Genomic DNA, 22334 nt, shown 5'->3' with positions numbered 1-22334 from the left:
TGATGTTTCACGTTAACTGGTGTTTCACGATTGTGTCTTGGTTTAACACACCTTGTTCCTGTTAGATTAGCGTGTTAAAATGACTTGTAGAACAAAGATTGGAGCGCAATAAATGAGTGCATTACAAGAATTATTAAAAGATACATTTGGCTATGATGATTTTCGGCCAGGACAAGAAACGATTATTCGTCATGTATTGCGACAAGAAAATGTCTTAGGCATTATGCCAACAGGTGGAGGCAAATCGATTTGTTATCAGTTGCCAGCCTTACTTCTGGATAATTTAACATTGGTGATTTCACCATTAATTTCTTTAATGAAAGATCAAGTAGACGCCCTAAATTTAATGGGGATTCCAGCTACATATATCAATAGTACCATTTCCTATCAAGAAATGAATCATCGTATTCAATTAGCGGTTAACAAAGAAGTCAAGCTATTGTATGTTGCGCCAGAGCGATTAGAATCTTATGATTTTCAACAGATGCTGACACATGTACCAATTGATTTATTGGCAGTAGATGAGGCACACTGTATTTCACAATGGGGGCATGATTTTCGTCCAAGCTATTTGCGTTTAGCAGAGATTATTGATCAATTTCAACAGCAACCAACTGTGATTGCACTAACAGCTACAGCAACGCCACAAGTAGCGGAGGATATTGTCAAGCAATTAAGAATTCCATCAGAAAATGAAATCAAAACAGGGTTCGCTCGAGAAAACTTATCTTTTCAAGTCGTGAAAGATCAAAACAGAGACGTTTTTCTTTTGGAATATTTAAAGATGAATACTGGGCAATCAGGTATTATCTATGCAAGCACGCGGAAGGAAGTTGAACGAATTTATCATTTATTAGAAAGTAAAAAAATTGCAGCTGGGATGTATCATGGGGGCATGAGTGAACAGTTACGTAGTGAAAATCAAGAAGCGTTCTTGTATGATCAAGTGCAAGTGATGGTAGCAACAAATGCCTTTGGTATGGGGATTAATAAGAGTAATGTTCGTTTTGTCATTCACGCACAAGTACCAGGAAATATTGAATCTTATTACCAAGAAGCGGGCCGAGCTGGTCGTGACGGTCTACCTAGTGATGCTGTGTTAATGTTTGCTCCACAAGACTTGCAAATTCAACAATACTTTATTGAACAATCTGAAATGACCATTGATTATAAGCAGAAAGAGTACTTGAAATTACGGGAAATGTCACAATATGCGAATGAACAAATGTGTTTACAAAAATATATTTTACGCTATTTTGGTGAAGAAGGGACGGACTGCGGTCGCTGCTCGAATTGTCTGGATAATCGAGAATTAGTCGATATTACGGTCGATGCCCAAAAAGTCTTGTCTTGTGTAAAACGTATGGGAGAACGTTTCGGTAAGGGCTTAGTTGGTAAAGTCTTGACTGGTTCAAAAGATCAAAAAATTGATCAATGGCATTTTGATCGTTTGCCAACATACGGACTAATGAAAGGTCGCACCCAAAAAGAAGTCACACAGCTGATTGATTATTTGACAGCAGAACGTTATTTAATTCCTTCTGATGGGCAATTTCCGTTGTTATCAGTCTCGACAGAAGGTGTTCAGGTGCTTTTAGGAGAACGGAAAGTCTTCCGAAAAGAAGACCAAAAAGTTCGAAAAGTAGCAGTGGATGATGCCTTGTTTGAACGATTGCGCGAATTACGTATGGACATGGCTCAAGAGGCAGGCGTGCCGCCATATGTAGTCTTTTCCGACAGTACACTTAAAGAAATGTGTGAAAAATTACCGCAAACAACGATTCAATTATTGCAAATAAAAGGGGTCGGCCAAAATAAATTAGATAAATATGGCACCGCCTTTTTAGAAGTAATTAAAGAATATCAAGAGATAAAAAAATGATATAGTTTGTTATTTTATTTAAAATTAAAAGCAGAAAATAAGAAAAAAGTCTTTTAATGTATTTGTTGTTGTATTGATAAAATAAGCTTGTTATATAAAGAGATTTCTTACTTAATATATCGCTTGGTTTTAGAAAATTTCTTAAAGGAAATTTTCTGAAATCATCATGTATCTAACTGAGAAGTATGTTATAATTATTTAATTAAGATAGGGAGGTTCTGTACAAATGGACGAAGGAATTTCAAAGAAATTTGCCATTCAATTATTAGAAGACGATGCAGAACGCATTAAAATGCTTATTCGTAATCAAAAAAACAGTTTGTGTATTTCTCAATGTAAAGCATTTGAAGAAGTAGTGGATACACAAATGTATGGTTTTTCAAGACAAGTGACCTATGCGACCCGTTTGGGGATTTTAACTAATGATGAAGGACATCGCTTACTAAGTGATTTAGAACGCGAATTGAATCAATTATATACAGATGTTTATGAAGAAACACAAGAAAAAAACGAGATTGGCAAGGAGGGTTAAGCTTTGCCAAACAAAGTAAAAAAACGGCATTTGCTAGACTATAGTATTTTTATTCCATATTTAATTTTAAGTATCGTGGGATTGATTATGGTATATAGTTCCACATCCGCATTACAAGTAATGAAAGGTTTTTCACCTACGTCATTCGTTATTAACCAGGTTGCCTTTTGGGTAGTAGGGTTAGTTGCAATGTTTTTTATTTATAAGATGAAAACATCCGTTTTCCAGAATCGAAGTTTTATCATGTTTGCCATTGCAGTAATTACGGTTATGGTTTTAGCCGTTCGGATTCCTGGTATCGGGAAAGAAATTAACGGCGCGCGTGGTTGGATTGAGATTGGTGGATTTTCGATGCAACCAGCTGAGTATTTAAAAATTATGGTTGTCTGGTATCTGTCTTATATTTTAGCACGACGACAAAAGACAATTAATGGAGGCATGGATCAATTTAAACAAGCTGCCGGGCGCCCGTTGATGCTCGTTTTTGTATTAATTGCGCTAGTTGCAATCCAGCCTGACTTTGGGAATGCGGCCATTCTAACATTGATTACCATCGTGATGGTTTTAGCAAGTGGGATTAATTATATGTATACCTACTTGGTCGGTGGCTTAGGCATTTTAGGTAGTATCACGGCTATTCAGTTATTAATTATGTCTAAAGGAAAAATTTTCCCAGCGCGTTACCAATATATTTATAATCGTTTTGCTGTTTTTAAAAATCCATTTTTAGATGAACGGAACTTAGGCCATCAGTTAGCTAATTCTTATTATGCAATCAGTAATGGCGGCTGGTTTGGCAAAGGTCTAGGAAATAGTGTTCAGAAAAAAGGCTTTTTACCTGAAGCACATACGGATTTTATCTTTGCGATTACTTTAGAAGAGTTAGGCATTATCGGCGGTCTAGCGATTTTAGGATTGTTGATGTTTATGATTGCGCGAATTATTTTAGTCGGTGTACGCTCGAAGAAACCTTTTAATTCACTAATGTGTATTGGAATTGGTACAATGTTATTAATTCAAGTCTTTATTAATGTTGGTGGGATTACTGGGATTATTCCATTAACAGGAATTACTTTCCCGTTCTTGAGTCAAGGCGGGAATAGTTTGCTGATTATTTCGATTGCTGTGGCCTTTGTCCTGAATATCAGTGCAGATGAAACACGTCAGAAATTAGAAAATGAGTACTATTTATCTTTAGAACAGAACCAATAAATTTGAAGGAAATTGATGGTAGGAGTGACGTTATGAAAAAGGTATTAGTTGCCAATCGTGGCGAAATTGCGATTCGAATTTTTAGAGCTTGTACAGAATTAGATATCCGTACAGTAGCGATTTATGCTGCAGAAGATGAGTATTCTGTTCATCGTTTCAAAGCTGATGAAGCGTATTTAGTTGGTAAAGGGAAAAAACCAATTGAAGCCTATTTAGACATTGAAAACATTATCCAAATTGCCAAAAAATCGGGAGCAGATGCCATTCATCCTGGTTATGGCTTTTTATCTGAGAACTTACGCTTCGCCGAACGTTGTGAAGAAGAAGGAATCATTTTTGTTGGACCTAAAACACATCATTTAGATATTTTTGGCGATAAAATTAAAGCGAAAGAAGCAGCTGTAGCTGCGGGGATTGCTTCGATTCCAGGCTCAGATGGGCCAGTAGCAACGGTGGAAGAGGTCGTAGCCTTTGGTGAAACGCATGGCTTTCCTATCATGATTAAAGCTGCTTTAGGTGGCGGCGGTCGCGGGATGCGCGTTGCCCACGATGCCAAAGAAGCACGAGAAGGTTACGAAAGAGCAAAAAGTGAAGCGAAAGCAGCCTTTGGTTCTGACGAGGTTTATGTTGAAAAGTATATTTCTAATCCTAAACATATCGAAGTACAAATTTTAGGCGATCATCATGGGAATGTCTTGCATTTATTTGAACGTGATTGTTCCGTTCAACGACGCCACCAAAAAGTGGTAGAAGTCGCACCATGTGTATCAATGAATGAAGAACAACGAGCAGCCATTTGTTCGGCTGCTGTACAGTTAATGGCGCATGTCGGCTACGTGAATGCGGGAACGGTTGAGTTTTTAGTAGAAGGGGATCAGTTTTATTTTATTGAAGTGAATCCTCGTGTTCAGGTAGAACATACTATCACAGAAATGATTACAGATATTGATATTGTGATCTCTCAATTACAAATTGCGCAAGGGCTTGATTTGCATAAAGATATGCATTTGCCAAAACAAAACGAATTGACATTAAAAGGCGCGGCTATTCAATGTCGGATTACGACTGAAGATCCCTTGAACCAATTTATGCCAGATACAGGGAAAATTGATACGTATCGTTCACCAGGTGGGTTTGGTGTGCGTTTAGATGTAGGGAATGCTTATTCTGGCTACGCTGTGACGCCCTACTTTGATTCTTTATTGGTTAAAGTCTGTACGCATGGTTTCTCTTTTGAACAGGCAATCAGTAAAATGCAACGCTGCTTAAAAGAATTTCGGATTCGTGGCGTGAAAACAAATATTCCGTTTTTACAAAATGTTGTGAGCTATCCAGCGTTTCAATCTGGCGAAGCCAAAACAACCTTTATTGATAATACACCTGAATTATTTGAATTTCCTCGTATGCGCGATCGTGGCAATAAAACGATGAAATACATTGGAGAAGTAACGGTCAATGGGTTCCCTGGCATTGAACGAACGGAGAAAAAATATTTTGAAGCCCCGCGCGTGCCGACAGATATTGAAGTTCCAGAAAAAGTGATCACAGCTAAAAATATTCTAGACGCTCAAGGAGCAACCGCCGTCATTGATTGGGTTAAGAATCAAGAAAGTGTGTTAATGACAGATACCACGTTCCGTGATGCGCACCAAAGTTTATTAGCTACTCGTGTGAGAACACAAGATTTTAAAGCAATTGCTGGTCTAACTGATGCAGCCCTGCCTGAGCTGTTTTCTAGTGAAATGTGGGGTGGCGCTACGTTCGATGTTGCCTATCGCTTCTTAACCGAAGACCCATGGCAACGTTTAAGAAAAATTCGTCAGTTGATGCCAAACACACTTTTACAAATGCTGTTCAGAGGATCTAATGCGGTAGGCTATCAAAATTATCCTGATAATGTTATTGAAGAATTTATTAAAGAATCCGCTCGCCAAGGAGTCGATGTTTTCCGAATTTTTGATAGCTTAAACTGGATTCCTCAAATGGAAAAAAGTATTCAAGTCGTTCGGGATACCGGAAAAATTGCGGAAGCAGCAATTTGTTATACTGGGGACATCAATGATCCAGCCCGAGCAAAATATAATGTTCAATATTACCTTGATATGGCTAAAGAATTGGAAAATTTAGGGGCACAAATCATTGCGATTAAAGATATGGCTGGCTTATTGAAACCACAAGCTGCTTATCGTTTAATTAGTGAATTAAAGGCAGCCACGGATTTACCAATTCATCTCCATACCCACGATACTAGTGGCAATGGGATCATCACTTATTCAGCAGCTACTAAAGCAGGCGTTGATATTGTTGACGTCGCAATGAGTGCGATGAGTGGCGCAACTAGCCAGCCAAGTATGAACAGTCTATATTATGCTTTAGTCAATGGTGAACGGACGCCAACTATTAACATTGATAATGCACAGAAAATCAATCATTATTGGGAAGATGTGCGCATGTATTATCAACCATTTGAAAATGGGTTAAATGCACCGCAAACAGAAGTCTATATGCATGAAATGCCTGGTGGTCAATACTCTAATCTACAGCAGCAAGCAAAAGCGGTAGGCTTAGGGCACCGTTGGGATGAAATCAAAAAAATGTATCACACAGTGAATTTGATGTTTGGTGATATTGTAAAAGTGACGCCATCTTCAAAAGTCGTGGGAGACATGGCACTCTTCATGGTTCAAAATCATCTGACAGAACAAGATGTTTATGCGCGTGGCGAAGAACTAAGTTTTCCTGAATCAGTTGTGACTTTTTTCCAAGGTGATTTAGGTCAACCAGTTGGTGGGTTCCCGAAAGAGCTCCAACGAATTATTCTAAAAGGTCGACCAGCCTTCACAGAGCGGCCAGGTGACTTAGCAGCACCTGTTGATTTTGCGAAAGTACAAGAAGAATTAGCCGAAAAAATTGGGTATCAACCTAAATTGGAAGAAGTTTTAAGTTATTTAATGTATCCACAAGTATTTTTAGAGTATCGTCAAAAATACGAAACCTTTGGAGATATAACCTTATTAGATACGCCAACATTCTTTAATGGTATTCGTCAAGGAGAGACATTGGAAGTTCAAATTGAACGAGGAAAAACGTTAATTATTCGTTTAGATGAAATTGGCGAACCTGATATTGACGGAAACCGTGTCTTGTTCTTCAATTTGAATGGGCAACGTCGTGAGGTTTTAGTTAAAGATGCCTCCATTAAGTCTGCTGTTCAAGTAAAACAAAAGGCGGAACCAACTAATAAAGAACAAATCGGCGCAACGATGTCTGGTTCTGTTCTACAAGTATTGGTCAAACGTGGCGATAAAGTAGAAAAAGGTCAGCCGTTGCTGATTACAGAAGCCATGAAAATGGAAACGACTATCGAAGCACGTTTTGCGGGCACGGTAGATCACATTTATGTTGAAGAAGGCGAAGCAATCAGCTCAGGTGATTTGTTATTAGAAGTGAAAGAAAAATAAGATGAGAGGGGAAAAAATGAAGCGATTTTGGGCCTTTACTGCTGTTTTTTTAACAGTTCTACTCATCGGATATTTAGAGCCAGTTTTTTTCCCTGCTGAAAAACCAACCGAAACAGCTCAAAGTGGGCGCTTATCCAGCGCTCACACTGCTGTTCCTCATGAAGAATTGCCAGCTTCTGGCTACGCAGCATACATAGGGAAAGATGTGGAAACCTTTATCCGCCAGTTTGGCAATCCTAAAGAAAAAATTAAAACAGGTCGTACGTATGAATTATGGACGTTCGGTTTGACGATGAATGATTACTTAGAAGTCAACGTTCGAGAAAATAAAGTCATCGCAATTAAGGCCTTTAACAATGACAAAATGATAGAACCGTTTAAGATAGATATGAAGCTTGCTGACTTGTCTGATTTAATGACGATTTATTCTAATTTTGCATTTAATTTTCATCATGAAGCTTACGATGTCGAGCTGATGGAAGAAGATATGAACTATCGACCATTGGTTGCTTTTGATAATGGCAGTTTTGCAGTGTTATTTTTTAATCAGCGGACAGGTGGTTTAATGGCAGTTAATTATGTCAATAAAGAAACGTTGCTTACGGAAATGCCGTATCAATTAAATGAAGGTTCTCCTTTGCCAGTTGATATAACGCAGTCAATGACCTTCGATCCTGTTCAAAGTAACCAAGCGATTTATGTCATGAATCTGGTTAAACAGCAAGAAAAGCAAGCTGCTTTTTCAGTTTCCACACAAAGTCAAAAAGATGCCCAAACATTGTATCAAACGCTGGCTAACCATACATCAACAATTTTGTCGGCAAATCGACAAGCGGAATTGTTACAAACAAGAGAGGAACATACGGCTATTCATCCCTTTCAGTTGACTAAGGATGAATTTTCTTTATTAGTTAAAACGAGCAAACTTTCGTTGAGAGAACCGACAGGTATTTTCCAAGAACCTGTTTATGATAGTACCTTTACTATTTTGTCATGGTTTTCGGACCCGCAATATGATAGCTATTTTGCTGAGTCAGAAACGACAGAATTGGGCGTTGCCTTTTCCAATGAAGGTGTGTTAGTCTTATTAGAGAAACGACCAGAAAATAGGCAAATCACGGAGAGTAGTGAAAAGTTATGATTGTGACAGAACATTTATTTGCAATTGAAGATCAAACAGAATGCTTAATTTCAGCACTTTTAGAAAGTGATGCTGTTCAAAACTATAAAGAAACAAAAAATGCTATGTATGCTTCGGCGGAAGTTGCTCAGTTGCAAAAAGCATTTTTAGAAGCTAAGTCAGCTTTTGAGCGAGTAGAGGCTTATGGAATTCATGCACCCGATTTTCGGGAGAAACAACGAGCCCTACGTAAAGCAAAGCGGGCGCTTGATTTAAATGAAATCGTTGCAAATTATCGTTTTGCTGAGACAAACGTTCAAACGTTGCTAGATACAATTGGTTTAAAGATTGCGCAACTAATTTCTGAAGATATTAAAGTAGATGCTGGAAATCCTTTCTTTGAACGAGGAAAGAAACATTCAGGTTGTGGAGGAAGCTGCCATGCAAGCTAAAGAAGAAAAAGAATTTACGCTTCAAGAGCGTCGTTGCCTAATTGTTTGGGTATACACATTAAAACCGTTAAAACAGTTACGCCGATATGGACTGATTCACTATGTTTCACGAAAAATGAAATATGTGGTGATTTACATGAATGAAGAAAATATTGAAAGTAACATGGAAAAAATTAATCAGTTACATTTTGTTCGTAGTGTCGATAAATCGTATCGACCAGATGTCGAAATGAATTTTGCTGAAAAAATTGGTACCAAAGCGGCTTATCAAGAACAAGAAGACGATGGCTATGTAGTAGAGGAATTATCTACAGAGATTCGCTTAGCAGAGAATGTCTAATGCAAAAGAGTGAGAAATGTTATGAGAAATTTCAAACATTTTTCACTCTTTTTGTTATAATGAATTATAAAAGAATGATTGATAAAGGAGTCGAAACAATGCGTGTTATTTCTGGAGAATATGGTGGCCGGCGCTTGAAAGCGTTAGATGGCGACAATACTAGGCCCACAACAGATAAAGTAAAAGAATCTATTTTTAATATGATTGGTCCATATTTCGATGGTGGAATGGCGCTGGATTTATATTCAGGAAGTGGCGGGTTAGCGATTGAAGCCGTTTCTCGTGGAATGGACAAAAGTATTTGTATTGAAAAGAATTTTGCTGCACTAAAAGTAATTAAAGAAAATATTGCGATTACAAAAGAACCAGAAAAATTTGAAGTTAGAAAAATGGATGCTAATCGTGCCTTAGAACAGTTTTATGAAGAGAAGCTACAATTTGATTTGGTCTTATTGGATCCGCCCTATGCCAAACAAGAAATTGTTTCACAATTAGAAAAGATGTTAGAACGGCAGTTATTAACAAACGAAGCCGTTATCGTTTGTGAAACAGATAAAACTGTCAAGTTACCAGAAACGATTGGTACACTAGAAAAAACAAGAGAAACCGTTTACGGAATCACTCAAGTAACGATTTATCGTCAGGAGGCGTAGGATGCGTAAAATTGCTCTATTTCCCGGAAGTTTTGATCCGATGACAAATGGTCATTTAAATTTGATTGAACGCAGTGCGAAGTTATTTGACGAAGTCATTATTGGCGTTTTTATAAATACAAGTAAGCAAACATTATTTATGCCAGAAGAGAAAAAATATTTAATTGAAGAAGCAACTAAAGAAATGCCAAATGTGCGTGTTATCATGCAAGAAACCCAGTTAACTGTGGAAAGTGCAAAATCATTAGGGGCTAATTTTTTGATTCGTGGTATTAGAAACGTCAAAGACTACGAGTACGAGAAAGACATTGCTAAAATGAATCAACATCTGGCGCCAGAAATTGAAACGGTTTTTCTATTAGCAGAAGAACCATATGCACATGTAAGCTCCAGTTTACTAAAAGAAGTTTTACGTTTTGGGGGCGATGTGTCTGACTATCTTCCTCCCAATATTTATCATGCGTTAAAACAAAAGAAGAATGACTGGAGCTAAAATAATGAATAAAAAAACAGAAAAATTTTCGTTTAAATCACTCATTCCAATGGTATTGGCATTGCTGCTAATTGGTTTGTTTATCGTCCCAATTCCTTATTATATTGAAGGACCAGGAACGACAGAAAATTTAAAAGAGTTTGTAACTGTTGATGGGAAAAAAGATACGCAGTCCGGTGCTTTTTATTTAACAACGGTGGGCATTCGTTCGGCCACTATTTTTTCTGCCATAAAAGCAAACTTTTCGGATTTTCAAGAAGTCATGTCCAAAAAAGAATTAATGGGGGATAGTAGTAATAGCGAATATAATCGAATTCAACAATATTATATGGATTCCTCAAAAAACGCTGCAATTGAGCAAGCCTTAAAATTAGCGAAGGTTCCATATGAGATGAAATTTAAGGGCGTCTATGTGTTAGCGATGGAAGACAACTCAAGTTTTAAAGGAAAAATTGAAGTTGGCGATACCGTGACAGGCGTGGATGGTAAATCTTTTAAAAGCAGTGAAGAATTAATGAATTACATTAAAGCACAAAAAGTGAATCAAAAAGTCACAGTTCAATTTATTCAAGATGGCAAAGCAAAAGAAGCGACCGGCAAATTAATTGAATTGCCAACAGATAAAAAAGCGGGGATTGGTATTGGTTTGACTGACCATACAGAAATTGATTCTTCTATCCCAGTATCTATTGAAGCGGGTGATATTGGTGGGCCATCGGCTGGTTTAATGTTTACTTTGCAGACCTATGAACAATTAAGTCATAAAGATTTACGTAAAGGTCATGAAATTGCTGGAACAGGTACGATGAACAGTCAAGGAATCGTTGGTAGAATCGGAGGCATTGACAAAAAAGTTGTAACTGCCAGTGAGAACGGCGCAGAAATTTTCTTTGCACCTGATGATGAAATAACTTCAGAAATGAAAAAAGTTGAGCCAAAAATCAAATCGAATTATCAAGAAGCACAAGAAGCTGCGAAAAAAATTGGGACAAAAATGAAAATTGTCCCAGTAAAAACGGTTCAAGATGCCTTGAACTATCTAGAGAAATTAAAATAAAAGTACGCCTGGACCAAAAATTACTAGTGATTTTTGGTCCAGGTGCATTTTTTTGTTAAAAAATGCGTAATTATATTTTGAAGGGAGGACAAACGATGGATTGGTTGAAACAGTTACCTAAAAAGTGGCTATTGCTAGGTAGTGGCGCGTCTATAGTTATTTTGATAACTCTATTAGTGGGCATTTATTTGATGGTTAATAAGGAGCCACGAGTAGACACCACAATGTGGGAGGAGACAAGTCTGACCACTATGGCAGAGGTCGCCACAGATGCCACAAAAGAAAGGGCAGAAACAATGATCTATGTTGATATTAAAGGCGCAGTGAAAGTACCAGGAATCTATCAACTAAAAAATCAGCAGCGGATTTGGGATGCTTTAGCTTTAGCTGGAGGCGTGAGCGAGGAAGCTGATACTGCCCAGGTCAATTACGCTCAAAAAGTAAAAGATCAAATGATTATTTACGTGCCCAAAAAAGGAGAAGCAGTGGCACAGTCATTAGAAACGCTGCAGGAATCGGCACCTGCTCAGCAAAATCAGGAGGAAAAAATCAACCTTAATACGGCAACAGAAGCAGAGCTACAAACGATTTCAGGAATCGGTGCGAAAAAAGCACAAGAGATTATTCGTTTTCGTGACGAACAAGGACCGTTTAAAACCGTCGAGGAACTGAAAAATGTTCCAGGTATTGGAGAGAAAACAGTAGAACGTTTAAAAGACATGTTGACAGTGACTGGCTAACTTTTAACAGAAAATTCCTGAGAATTCTTGACTATGGGATGCGGATAACATACTATTTGTAATAAGATTAAATGATTTGGCAAATCGAACACAGGAGTCATTAAAAATAAAGGAGGTTTATTATGGAACGAATTCCATGGGACCAATATTTTATGGGACAAAGCGTCTTATTATCATTAAGAAGTACTTGCACACGGTTAACTGTCGGAGCAACCATTGTTCGCGACAAACGAATTATTGCAGGGGGTTACAATGGTTCAGTTAGTGGCGGAACGCATTGTATTGATGAAGGATGCTATGTTGTTGATAATCATTGCGTTCGAACAATCCACGCAGAAATGAATGCAATTTTACAATGTGCGAAGTTTGGCGTCCCTACAGAAGGGGCAGAAATTTATGTGACACATTTCCCTTGCCTGCAATGTACAAAGATGATTTTACAAGCAGGGATTAAAAAGATTTATTATTTAAAGGATTACCGTAATGATGCGTACGCCCTAAATTTAATTGAACAAGTAGGAGCCACGGTTGAAAAAGTGACTTTAGTACCAAAATATTTTGCCGAATTACAATGGGGAGAAGAATTTGCCACACTTGAGGACAATCCTTCCTCAGCTGAGGAATAATTGGTTCTTCATAGCTCTGCTGACTAGTTGTGGGCTGTGGTGTCTTTTCGCACCTAGTTTATTAGGAGCTCTTCTTCTTTCTATCACTGTTATCCGTATTGTCTGTACAAAAAGTTTTCCTGTTATATTGGGAGGTTTTTTGTGCAGTTTTTTAATAGTAGGAGGCGTATTGATTTTCCAGTGGTTAAAGCCAGTCTCTTTGTTGCCTAAAGAAGTCCGCTTGTCAGGACAGCTAATGATATTACCAGATGAAATACAAGTAGATGGCGATCAAGTGAAATTTCCTGCCAATTGGATCGTAAAAGGCAAAAGGCAGAAAGTACTGGCATTTTACCAATTAAAAAGTGTGAAAGAAAAACAGCAATGGCAACAACTAACCACAACCATTCAGGCAACCGCTGTAGGTATTTTAGACTCGCCCCAAGGTCAAACCAACAAAAATGGCTTCAATTATCAACTATTTTTAAAGAATCAAGGAATCGAAGCTATTTTATTCATTGAGGAGATAGGACAACCGCGTCCTTTTTTTTCTTGGCGGTTTAAAGAAATCATTAGCGGCTGGCGGAAGTGGGCGATGGTACATATTCAGAAAAATTTTGCTGAGACTAGTGCAATGTATATGAATGCGTTGCTCTTAGGTTTTCGTAATGAAGAATTTGCTGAAATAAGCGATAAATTTTCAGCATTAGGCATTTTGCATCTTTTTAGTTTGTCAGGGATGCATGTTTCTTTTTTCCTTCGTTTATTTCGCTTGCTAATGCTAAGAATTGCTCGCCGAACGCAAGAAAGTTATTTTTTGTGGCAATGCGGTTTTTCACTGATATATGCTGGTTTAACAGGATTCTCAGTCAGTGTCATGCGGGCGCTTTTACAAACAAACCTCAATACGTTCAATCGACGGTTTAATTGGCAGGTACCGGCCCTCGATTGTTGGAGTTTAACTCTCTTAGTGCACTTGATTGTTCAGCCAACCCTCTTTTTTTCAGTCGGCGGTCAATTTAGCTACTTACTTTCCTTTGTTCTGCTGTTTTTAGAGCAAACATTGGTTGGTTATTCTTCGCCTTTCATTAAAAATTGTTTAGGCTCTTTCCTATTGGCTGTGGCTTCCTTACCTATTTTAGTCCAATCATTTTATGAATGGCCCTTGTTAGGAAGTTTCTTAACATTTCTCTTGTTATCAATTTTTGAACGGTTCTTGTTACCGCTTTTGACGTTGAGCTTTTTTCTAGTGATTATTATGCCAGCACGCTATTTAGCAGCCTTGCTCGAACCGCTATTTTTAACAATGAATGGCTTATTTGAGTGGGTGCTAGTTCACTTAAATCCGAAGCTGACCATCAGCTATTTAAATTCTTGGATACAAATTAGTTTGTTATTACTAATCGGACTTTCAATGATTTATTTAGCAGACAAGTCTAAAAAAATTTTTTTCTCAATCGGACTACTAATTGTTTTGATAAATAGTAAATACCTTTCGCCAATTGGCATTGTTGCAATGATCGATGTAGGCCAAGGGGATAGTTTGTTTATCCAAGCGCCTTTTCACAGAAAAAATACACTGATCGATACAGGTGGTCGGTTGTCTTTTGACAAAGAAGCTTGGCGGCAACGGAAAAATAGTCGATCAGGAGCGGAATATTCAGTGATTCCTTTTCTCAAAAGTCAAGGAGTCAAACGTTTAGATGAAGTGATCATCACACACGCACATGAAGACCATTTTGGCGATTTATTAGCCATTGCGCAGAAGGTTCCAATTTCTGTTCTTTATTTTCCTAAAGGAGCAGCTGAAGCCAATTTTTCGTTTCGCCAAGTCTTGAAACAACTCCAAAAAAGCGGGACAGACTGTCGGCCGATTTTAGCGCCCAAGCGAATTAATGGGCCCGTTTCTTTTCAAATTTTATCACCAAATAAGAGCAGTATTGGGGGCAATAATGACTCGATAGTGTTTTCCACACAATTAGGCGGACGGCATTTTTTATTTACTGGTGACTTGGAAGCCGAAGGAGAAGAACAAGTGTTGGCTCGCTATCCCCAGTTGAAAATCGACATCTTGAAAGTCGGTCATCATGGTAGTAAAACGTCGTCTACTAAAAGATTTATCAAACAGCTTAATCCGCGAGAAGCATTGATTTCGGCTGGACTGAATAATCGTTTTAAACATCCTCATCAGGAGACATTAGCGACGCTGGAGGAGCAAAAAATAAATTATTATCGGACCGATCTTCAAGGAATGATTTATTATCAATGGTTACCCTGGCAAGGGCTTTCTAAAGCCAAATTTGTTAAAGAACAAGACTAGTATTTCCAGAAGTAACATGATAGGATAAACAAGAGAAACGAGAAAAGGAGCGAGCCAATGGAGTTACAAAAAGCTTTGAAAGAAGTGCGAGAGCAAAAAATCGCTCCAGTTTATTTATTAATAGGAACAGAACTTTATTTAACTGAATTATTTAAAACAACATTGATGAAAGAATTGTTGACGGAAGAGGATGATCAATTTAACTTTTTCTCATTTGATATGGAGGAAACACCTTTAAGTGCAGCGATTGCTGAAGCGGAAACAATTCCGTTTTTTGGTGATTATCGCCTTGTCTTTGTGGAAAATCCTTACTTTTTAACTGCCGAAAGAAAAACAAACGGTGTGGAACATGATGTCAATCTTTTATTGAATTATTTGGAAAGTCCATCACCAACAACTGTTCTTGTTTTTATGGCCTCATATGAAAAATTAGATGAACGCAAAAAAATTACCAAAGCATTGAAAAAAAATGCCACAGTAGTTGACGTCAATCCAATGGATGAAAAGGCTATTCGTCAGTACATTTCTCAAACGATTGAGAGCGAAGGGTACACTATTCGCTCCGATGCTTTTGATTTATTACTTCAATTGACAGACTTGAACTTATCAAAAATTATGGGAGAATTACAGAAGCTGTATTTATATGCCCTTGAAACGAAGACAATTACACGAGGTGCGGTTCAAGAATTAGTCCCTAAGTCTTTGGAACATAATGTTTTTGATTTAACCAACGAAGTACTTTCTGGAAACAGTGAAAAAGCTGTTCAATTGTATGAAGATTTACTTTTACAAGGAGAAGAAACCATTAAGTTAAATGCAATCTTACTGAATCAGATTCGCCTTTTTCTACAAACAAAAATTTTGGCTAAGATGGGCTATCAACAAGCGAATATTGCTGATACATTAAAGGTTCATCCTTATCGAGTCAAGTTAGCGTTACAACAAGTCCGACGATTTGAATTGTCTCGATTAGAAAGACTTTATGATGAATTAGTTGAAAATGATTACCGCATGAAAACGGGCCAAATGGATAAAGAATTACTATTCCAATTATTTATTTTAAAATTGACTGCACAAGCAAAATAAGAAAGTACCAGAGACAATCGTCATACAACGATTGCCTCTGGTACTTTCTTATTATTTAGCTCCTAATAGTTCTTCTTTTCCGTGAACAAGCTGTGTCAACATGGCACAGAAAGGTGTTGCTACGTTGTATTTTTGTCCTTTGCGCCAAACAGCACCATTAATGTAATCAATTTCTGTGAGACGATGATTTTTAATTAAATCTTGATACATAGATGGATAGTGCAAGCCAATACCGTTTGGATCATAAGTTTGAGCAATATGTGTATAGACTTCTGCTTGATCTAAATGAATGGCTTCTTTTTCTGCGACTGCTGCAAATTCACTGATTAATGTTTTAACAAGGGATTCACTAACAGGTAGTGCACCAAATTCGGCAATATTACAATCAAGGATTGTACACAAACCATTTAGCGTGCCATTGACACAGGCTTTCCGCCAAATAGAGTAGCGAACATTGCTACTATAGCTTGGATTTAACCCAGCTTTTTGGAAGACATCAACGACTTCTAAAGCAAATTCTTTACCAGAAGGATCAATATTTTCTAATTCAATTTCGCCATCACCTAAAAGTTTAACACGTCCCGGTCCTTCTAAACCAGCTGTCCACATGGTAATGCCAACCAAGATGTTTTCTTTTGGCACATATTTTTCTAGTACATCTTCATGACCTAAGCCATTTAATAAACATAGTACATACGTTTTTTCAGTAATCATTGGTTGAATCGCTTTAAACATTGCATCTAATTGTTGTGCTTTGGTTAAAGCAATAATTAAATCTACTTGTTCATTTTGATGGTCAATTTCTTCTGGTGAGAAGATTGGTAGTTTTGCGACAACTTCTTCTCCATTAAAATCAGCGATTAAACCATGTTCACGAATGGCTTCAATGTGCGCGGGCCATTGATCGATTAAAGTTACATCATTTCCGCCTTGATGCAACATAATTCCTAAACGGCTGCCCATAGCGCCGGCACCAGCAATTGCAATTTTCATGTGTATCCATCTCCTTAAAAGTTCTTTAACCGTTATTATTATACAGCAACTTTCCTAAAAATGAATAAATGGGACTTGCAAATTTGTTATTTTTTAAATGTTTCCTAAAAAGTAAGGATTGCATCAAATGGTAAAGTAAGCTAAAGTAAAGCGTGGAAAAGTTTATAAATGAAAGTAGAGGAATCGTTAATGACGAAAGAAAAATTTTGTCGAGAATCACGAGTGATTCAAACACATCGTGTATTTCCCTTTGATTTAAATCCCTTTGGTGCACTATTTGGTGGGAAATTAATGTCTTTAATTGATGACGCCGCATCCATTTCCGTTTCACGACATTGTCGGAGAGGGGCAGTTACAGCATCTTTAGATAACTTGAATTTTTTAAAACCTTTAAAAGAAAATCACTCAGTGTGTGTTGAAACGTTTGTTTCTGGCGTGCATCATAAATCGATGGAAGTATTTGTTAAAGTTGTAGGAGAAGATTTAACAACTGGAGAGCGTTATTTAGCGGCGACTTGTTTTACAACTTTTGTAGCCATTCCGTCTCATATGAATCCCGAAAGTGACTTCCAATTAGCGGCAGTCGTCCCAGAAACTGCAGAAGAAAAGTTGATTTGTTCCAATTATGAAACGAGACGACAACAACGTTTAGCTTTGCGAGAAGAGACTAAATTATTTAGTCAACATCTCACAACAGATTTACCGTGGATTGATTCACCTTTATAAAAAAATGTCCGAGTCTTTGTGAAAACAGACTTGGACATTTTTTGATGAAAAAAGAAGCTAACATGAATGCTAACTTCTATCTCACATTATTTAGCTAATTTGCTTAAACGAATTTTATCGCGGTTAGCTTTGTTTTTATGGATTAAACCTTTAGTTGCAGCCATATCAACAGCTTTAACAGCTTCGTTGTATAAAGCATCGACGTTATCAGCTCCAGCAGCTACAGCTTCTTCAAATTTCTTGATTGCTGTACGCATTGCGTTTGTTTGAGATGAATTTTTCGCATTCGCGTTAGCACTTGTACGTACGCGTTTGATTGCAGATTCGATATTTGGCATTTGTTTCACCTCCGATGATTTAGGTTTTACACTGGTCAGCCAATGTAATTCAACAGTAATCATTATACCTAATCCATTGTTCCATTGCAATAAAAGACGACAAGTTTTTTTCCTTAACAGACAATTTCAAGAAAAAAATAAGAAAATTTGCCAGAGCCTTAAGAAAAAAGCATACATTTTTTTTAAAACATGCTATGATAAAATAGATAAATGAAAAATGGTGGTGTCTTTGTGAGTATTGCATTATTGGTAACGATTACTTTGGTAATGGGTGTAATTTTTGTTAACGGTTGGACGGATGCGCCGAACGCAATTGCAACCGCTGTCTCGACTCGGGTGTTAAAACCGAATGTCGCAATTTGGATGGCTGTTGTGATGAACTTTTTAGGTGCATTAGTCATGACCTTTTTTAATGCCCAAGTAGCTGAAACGATTAGCAACATTGTTAGTTTTGACGCAAATGGAAACGCTTCACAGGTGGCTTTGGCTGCTTCGCTTTTTTCAATTGTGGTTTGGGCAGTTGCTGCGTGGTATTTTGGTATTCCCACAAGTGAAAGCCATGCGTTAATTGCCGGCTTGACTGGTTCGGCAATGGCATTAGGTGGTTTGGGTGCAGTCAATGGCTCGGAATGGATCAAAGTGCTTGTTGGTCTAGTTGTTTCTACCGTTATGGGCTTTGGCGGCGGATATTTGATTGCCAAACTTGTTGTGAAAGCTTTCTCGGCTGTGCCTAGAAGAAAAGCCAACAAATTTTTTACAGTTGGGCAAGCCTTTGGTGCAGGAGCTAATGCTTTTTTACATGGTGCGCAAGATGGGCAAAAATTTATGGGCGTGTTCATGTTAGTGCTTTTTTATAATAATTTAGTCGAAAAAACAGGTGGCGGTTTTGTGATTCCGTTATGGGTTATGGTTCTGTGTTCCATTACAATGGGCATCGGAACTTCTGTGGGCGGCATGAGAATCATTAAATCAGTCGGGATGGATATGGTAAAACTCGAACGCTATCAAGGCTTCACTGCAGATTTAAGCACGGCTATTTGTTTATTTTTAGCATCGGCTTTTGGGATTCCAGTTTCAACTACTCATACAAAAACAACAGCGATTATGGGAGTAGGTGCTTCTAAGCGAATCTCAAGTGTTGACTGGCGTATCGTGAAAGAAATGCTGATAGCATGGATTTTAACTTTCCCAGGATGTGGGCTGATCGCTTATGTGATGTCAAAATTATTTATTGCAATTTTTTAAGGAGAGAAAAACATGGCACGTAAAAAACAATTTGATTATTTTGGAGAATTAAACCAGTTAGCAACAAATGCTTATGAAGCGGCAAAGGTTTTGCAAGAAATTGTAGACAATTATTCATTAGAAAACTTAGTAAAAAAATCAGAAGTGATTCATCAATTGGAAAAAGAGAATGATGAAATTGTTCGCAAAATTTTAAATGAACTCTATATTTCCTTTATTACGCCGATTGATCGAGAAGATATTGTCGATATTACGGATCACTTAGATAACATTATTGATAGCATTAATAGTTTGTCTTATTTACTTGATCATTTAGTTGTCGAAGAAATGATTACGCCCGCGCTAGAATTAACTGCTTATATTGTTAAAGCGACAGAAGGCGTTAAATCAGCAACGAAGGAATTTGCAAAATTTAAGAATTCTAAAACGTTAGTTTCATTGATTGATGAAGTGAATACGATTGAATCTCAAGGCGATAAATTATACAGTAGCGCCATGAAAGATTTGATGACTAACGAAAAAGATTTATTAAAAGTTATCAAGTGGAAAGATGTTTATGATCAGCTTGAGCGCACGATTAATGATTGTGAATCAGCTGTTAATATTATTGTCGGAATTGTCATCAAAAATACGTAAAGAAAAGAGGGGGGAGCTGTTGGTTAAAGTAATTATTGATGCTGATGATTTTGGGATGTCAGAAGCGATTAATCATGGCATTATCAAAAGTTATGTCGATGGTTTAACGACGTCGACACTTTTGATGCCCAATTTACCAACAGCAGAACACGCCGTTGCGTTAGCAAAAAATTATCCAGGCTTATTTGTAGGTCAGCATACGAATTTTTTATTAGGGAAACCTTGTGCGGACCCATGTATGATTCCTTCCCTGGTAGATGAACAAGGCAATTTTCATCGCTCTTCTTATTATCGTCAACAAAAGCAAGTAACCTTCGTATATGAAGAAGTACGACTTGAAACGATTGCGCAATTGACGCGCTTTAAGGAACTAACTGGACATTATCCTGAACATTTTGATTGCCATTCGATTGGTGATGAAGTGGTTGATCAAGTATTTTTAGAATTAGCAGAAGAGTACGGACTTCATACAACCCTGAAATATAGTGGGGAAAAAGAATATCCACCGCAACAAGGTTATTTTCAGGTGACACATTTGTTAGAGTCTGGCGCGTTATCTTATATTCACGAAGGCGTATCAGTGGAGAATTTTTTAAAAGATGACTTTGGTTTATTACGGATGCCGGAATCGGCAATTGCTGAGATGCATTTTGATGTTGGGTATTTGGATCAATTTGTTTTAGACAATTCTTCATATACCACTTTACGCTGCAAAGAATTAGCAACGATTTGTGATCCTCGTGTTCGTCAGTGGTTTGAAGAACAGGGGATTGAGCGAATAACGTTTGGCGATTTAAAAAAATAAAACCGTTACTTTCACTAGTGAAAGCAACGGTTTTATTTTTATGAGAATAACCAGTAGCCAATTAAAATCGCACCTAAAATTACACGATACCAACCGAAAACTGTAAAATCGTTTTTCTTCAAGTAATTCAATAAGAATTTAATCGCAATGATGGAAACAACAAAGGCAACAATAGAGCCAGTTAATAAAATAATGATTTCTTCTGATCCAAACGTATTTCCTTTGGCCAAGAATTTAAAGATTTTTAAAAAACTTGCTCCAAACATTACTGGAATTCCTAAGAAAAATGAAAACTCTGTTGCAACAAAACGTGAGGCCCCAATTAAGATTGCCCCTAAAATGGTCGCTCCTGAACGTGAAGTTCCTGGAATTAATGCCAGTACTTGGAAAGCACCAACGATTAAAGCGGCTTTATAAGTGAAGTCTTTTAGATTAGTACACTTCGGTGCAACATTTTTATTTCGTTTTTCAATGATAATAAAAGCAATCCCATAAACAATTAACATAATCGATACTGTTAAAAAGTTATAAAAATGTGCATCTAAATAATCATCAAATTTTAGACCAATAACTGCCGCTGGTAAACAAGCGACTAAGACTTTAGACCAAAGAATCCAAGTATCTTTTTTCTCTTCGCCATTTTTCTTTGGTGAGAAAGGATTCAATTTGTGGAAGTATAAAATAACAACCGCCATAATTGCTCCCAATTGGATAACGACGTTGAACATTTCCATAAAATCTTTACTTAGATCGAGTTTAATAAACTCATCCACTAAAATTAAATGTCCGGTACTACTAATTGGAAGCCACTCGGTAATTCCTTCGATAATACCAAGAATAATTGCTTTCCATAGGTTAGCAAAAAGCATGTCACCATTCCTTTCTGAAATAAATGCAAAACACATCAAGTATAAGTATACCCGCTGACAAAGTAAATGCCAATGCAAATTCTTATTTTAAAATAAATTTTAGAATTATACAAAGGTGCCACTTGTAATTCATGAAACTTTTTTCTATACTAGTGATACTTTAAAAAATGGGGGAAGAGAAATGTTTGGATTTTTGAAGAAAAAGAATGAAGTTGTCGAAAATAATACAATGTATGCCGTTGCCAATGGAACCGTTATCCCAATTAGTGAAGTGAATGATCCTGTTTTTTCACAAAAAATGATGGGAGATGGCTACGCAGTAGTTCCAGAAAATGGTGAAATTTATGCACCTATTGAAGGAGAAGTTTTAAGCGTTTTCCAAACAAAACATGCCATTGGTTTAAAAATGACAAACGGTCTTGAAATTTTATTACACATGGGTATCGATACGGTAGAGTTAAACGGGGCACCGTTCACTATTAAAGTGAAAGAAGGCGACCAAGTGACTGCAGATACGGTGGTCGCAATTGCTGATTTAGAAGCAATTAAAGTAGCTGGTAAAGGAACTGAAATGGTTGTCATTATTACCAACATGGATAAAGTAGCACAATTTTCGTTAGAGAAAACTGGCGTGGTTACAGCTGGTACACCAGTTGGCTCTGCCACAGCCAATTAATGCATTAGACGAGGTCGGGACAGAACCGTTTAGCTCCGAGAAATAAGAAGAAATTTCCGAAAATTGATCTTTGATTTTTGGAGAATTTCGGCT

General features: G+C 37.4%; 22 protein-coding genes. 19 read left to right on the top strand and 3 right to left on the bottom strand.

Annotation, left to right across the window (positions count from 1 at the left end; translation table 11 throughout):
- Positions 1-112 precede the first annotated feature (112 nt).
- From recQ to holA, 14 genes are all read left to right on the top strand, one after another.
- Positions 113-1882: a DNA helicase RecQ gene (gene recQ, locus IGL07_RS09900; RefSeq protein WP_438747352.1), complete on the top strand. Its 1770-nt coding sequence runs from the start codon at positions 113-115 to the stop codon at positions 1880-1882.
- 226 nt (positions 1883-2108) lie between these two features.
- Positions 2109-2414, top strand: coding sequence for a YlaN family protein (locus tag IGL07_RS09895; protein ID WP_002356684.1), 306 nt, complete (start codon positions 2109-2111; stop codon positions 2412-2414).
- A gap of 3 nt (positions 2415-2417) precedes the next feature.
- Positions 2418-3626 (top strand): FtsW/RodA/SpoVE family cell cycle protein, encoded by a 1209-nt coding sequence (locus tag IGL07_RS09890; protein ID WP_002356686.1) that lies wholly within the window; start codon positions 2418-2420, stop codon positions 3624-3626.
- 32 nt (positions 3627-3658) lie between these two features.
- Entirely contained in the window at positions 3659-7087 is a 3429-nt protein-coding gene (locus tag IGL07_RS09885) for a pyruvate carboxylase (protein WP_002372200.1), read from the top strand.
- Between the two features lie 16 nt (positions 7088-7103).
- Positions 7104-8228, top strand: coding sequence for a CAP-associated domain-containing protein (locus IGL07_RS09880; protein WP_010712686.1), 1125 nt, complete (start codon positions 7104-7106; stop codon positions 8226-8228).
- Positions 8225-8659, top strand: coding sequence for a YlbF family regulator (locus IGL07_RS09875; protein WP_010817513.1), 435 nt, complete (start codon positions 8225-8227; stop codon positions 8657-8659). Before IGL07_RS09880 ends, IGL07_RS09875 begins: the two co-directional genes overlap by 4 nt.
- Complete coding sequence (locus IGL07_RS09870; protein ID WP_002359714.1) at positions 8649-8999, top strand: YlbG family protein; 351 nt, start codon at positions 8649-8651, stop codon at positions 8997-8999. The genes IGL07_RS09875 and IGL07_RS09870 overlap by 11 nt, the downstream gene beginning before the upstream one ends.
- Before the next feature lie 59 nt (positions 9000-9058).
- Positions 9059-9652 carry a 16S rRNA (guanine(966)-N(2))-methyltransferase RsmD gene (rsmD, locus tag IGL07_RS09865; protein ID WP_002414371.1) on the top strand — a complete coding sequence of 198 codons (594 nt, stop codon included), beginning with the start codon at positions 9059-9061 and terminating at the stop codon, positions 9650-9652.
- Position 9653: 1 nt separating this feature from the next.
- Positions 9654-10145 carry a pantetheine-phosphate adenylyltransferase gene (gene coaD, locus IGL07_RS09860; protein ID WP_010817512.1) on the top strand — a complete coding sequence of 164 codons (492 nt, stop codon included), beginning with the start codon at positions 9654-9656 and terminating at the stop codon, positions 10143-10145.
- Complete coding sequence (locus tag IGL07_RS09855) at positions 10132-11202, top strand: SepM family pheromone-processing serine protease (RefSeq protein WP_002382735.1); 1071 nt, start codon at positions 10132-10134, stop codon at positions 11200-11202. Before coaD ends, IGL07_RS09855 begins: the two co-directional genes overlap by 14 nt.
- Before the next feature lie 62 nt (positions 11203-11264).
- Positions 11265-11942, top strand: a complete 678-nt coding sequence (locus tag IGL07_RS09850) for a helix-hairpin-helix domain-containing protein (RefSeq protein ID WP_002376704.1) — start codon at positions 11265-11267, stop codon at positions 11940-11942.
- Between the two features lie 122 nt (positions 11943-12064).
- Complete coding sequence (locus IGL07_RS09845; RefSeq protein WP_002356697.1) at positions 12065-12568, top strand: ComE operon protein 2; 504 nt, start codon at positions 12065-12067, stop codon at positions 12566-12568.
- A gap of 34 nt (positions 12569-12602) precedes the next feature.
- Positions 12603-14867, top strand: coding sequence for a DNA internalization-related competence protein ComEC/Rec2 (locus IGL07_RS09840; protein ID WP_195526181.1), 2265 nt, complete (start codon positions 12603-12605; stop codon positions 14865-14867).
- A 57-nt stretch (positions 14868-14924) separates the two neighbouring features.
- Entirely contained in the window at positions 14925-15953 is a 1029-nt protein-coding gene (gene holA, locus IGL07_RS09835) for a DNA polymerase III subunit delta (RefSeq protein WP_002362655.1), read from the top strand.
- A 51-nt stretch (positions 15954-16004) separates the two neighbouring features.
- Here the strand turns inward: holA and IGL07_RS09830 are convergent, their stop codons facing one another.
- The gene (locus IGL07_RS09830; RefSeq protein WP_010817509.1) at positions 16005-16946 is read right to left on the bottom strand and encodes a ketopantoate reductase family protein; all 942 of its coding nucleotides are present in this window, start codon (positions 16944-16946) and stop codon (positions 16005-16007) included.
- A 168-nt stretch (positions 16947-17114) separates the two neighbouring features.
- On the opposite strand from IGL07_RS09830, the gene IGL07_RS09825 reads away from it, so the two are divergent.
- Complete coding sequence (locus IGL07_RS09825) at positions 17115-17672, top strand: acyl-CoA thioesterase (protein ID WP_002382741.1); 558 nt, start codon at positions 17115-17117, stop codon at positions 17670-17672.
- 86 nt (positions 17673-17758) lie between these two features.
- On the opposite strand, the gene rpsT is transcribed toward IGL07_RS09825, so the two are convergent.
- Positions 17759-18010 (bottom strand): 30S ribosomal protein S20, encoded by a 252-nt coding sequence (gene rpsT / locus IGL07_RS09820; RefSeq protein ID WP_002356703.1) that lies wholly within the window; start codon positions 18008-18010, stop codon positions 17759-17761.
- A gap of 210 nt (positions 18011-18220) precedes the next feature.
- Here rpsT and IGL07_RS09815 point away from each other — a divergent pair, with 210 nt between their 5' ends.
- Genes IGL07_RS09815 through IGL07_RS09805 form a run of 3 tightly spaced genes read left to right on the top strand, consistent with a single transcriptional unit; the run spans position 18221 to position 20696 of the window.
- Positions 18221-19255 (top strand): inorganic phosphate transporter, encoded by a 1035-nt coding sequence (locus IGL07_RS09815; protein ID WP_002356704.1) that lies wholly within the window; start codon positions 18221-18223, stop codon positions 19253-19255.
- Positions 19256-19267: 12 nt separating this feature from the next.
- Positions 19268-19891: a DUF47 domain-containing protein gene (locus tag IGL07_RS09810; RefSeq protein WP_002378551.1), complete on the top strand. Its 624-nt coding sequence runs from the start codon at positions 19268-19270 to the stop codon at positions 19889-19891.
- Positions 19892-19910: 19 nt separating this feature from the next.
- Positions 19911-20696 (top strand): ChbG/HpnK family deacetylase, encoded by a 786-nt coding sequence (locus IGL07_RS09805; RefSeq protein WP_002372196.1) that lies wholly within the window; start codon positions 19911-19913, stop codon positions 20694-20696.
- A gap of 38 nt (positions 20697-20734) precedes the next feature.
- Here the strand turns inward: IGL07_RS09805 and IGL07_RS09800 are convergent, their stop codons facing one another.
- Complete coding sequence (locus IGL07_RS09800; RefSeq protein WP_002356708.1) at positions 20735-21565, bottom strand: undecaprenyl-diphosphate phosphatase; 831 nt, start codon at positions 21563-21565, stop codon at positions 20735-20737.
- A 115-nt stretch (positions 21566-21680) separates the two neighbouring features.
- Between IGL07_RS09800 and IGL07_RS09795 the strand changes: the two genes are divergently transcribed.
- A complete protein-coding gene (locus IGL07_RS09795; protein ID WP_025189571.1) occupies positions 21681-22241 on the top strand; it encodes a PTS sugar transporter subunit IIA in 561 nt (186 codons plus the stop codon).
- The last annotated feature ends 93 nt before the right edge of the window (positions 22242-22334 follow it).

The organism is Enterococcus sp. DIV1368f, assembly GCF_051712245.1.
In the GTDB taxonomy this organism is placed as follows: Bacteria; Bacillota; Bacilli; order Lactobacillales; family Enterococcaceae; genus Enterococcus; species Enterococcus faecalis.
This window is presented reverse-complemented; position numbering and strand designations above follow the sequence as displayed.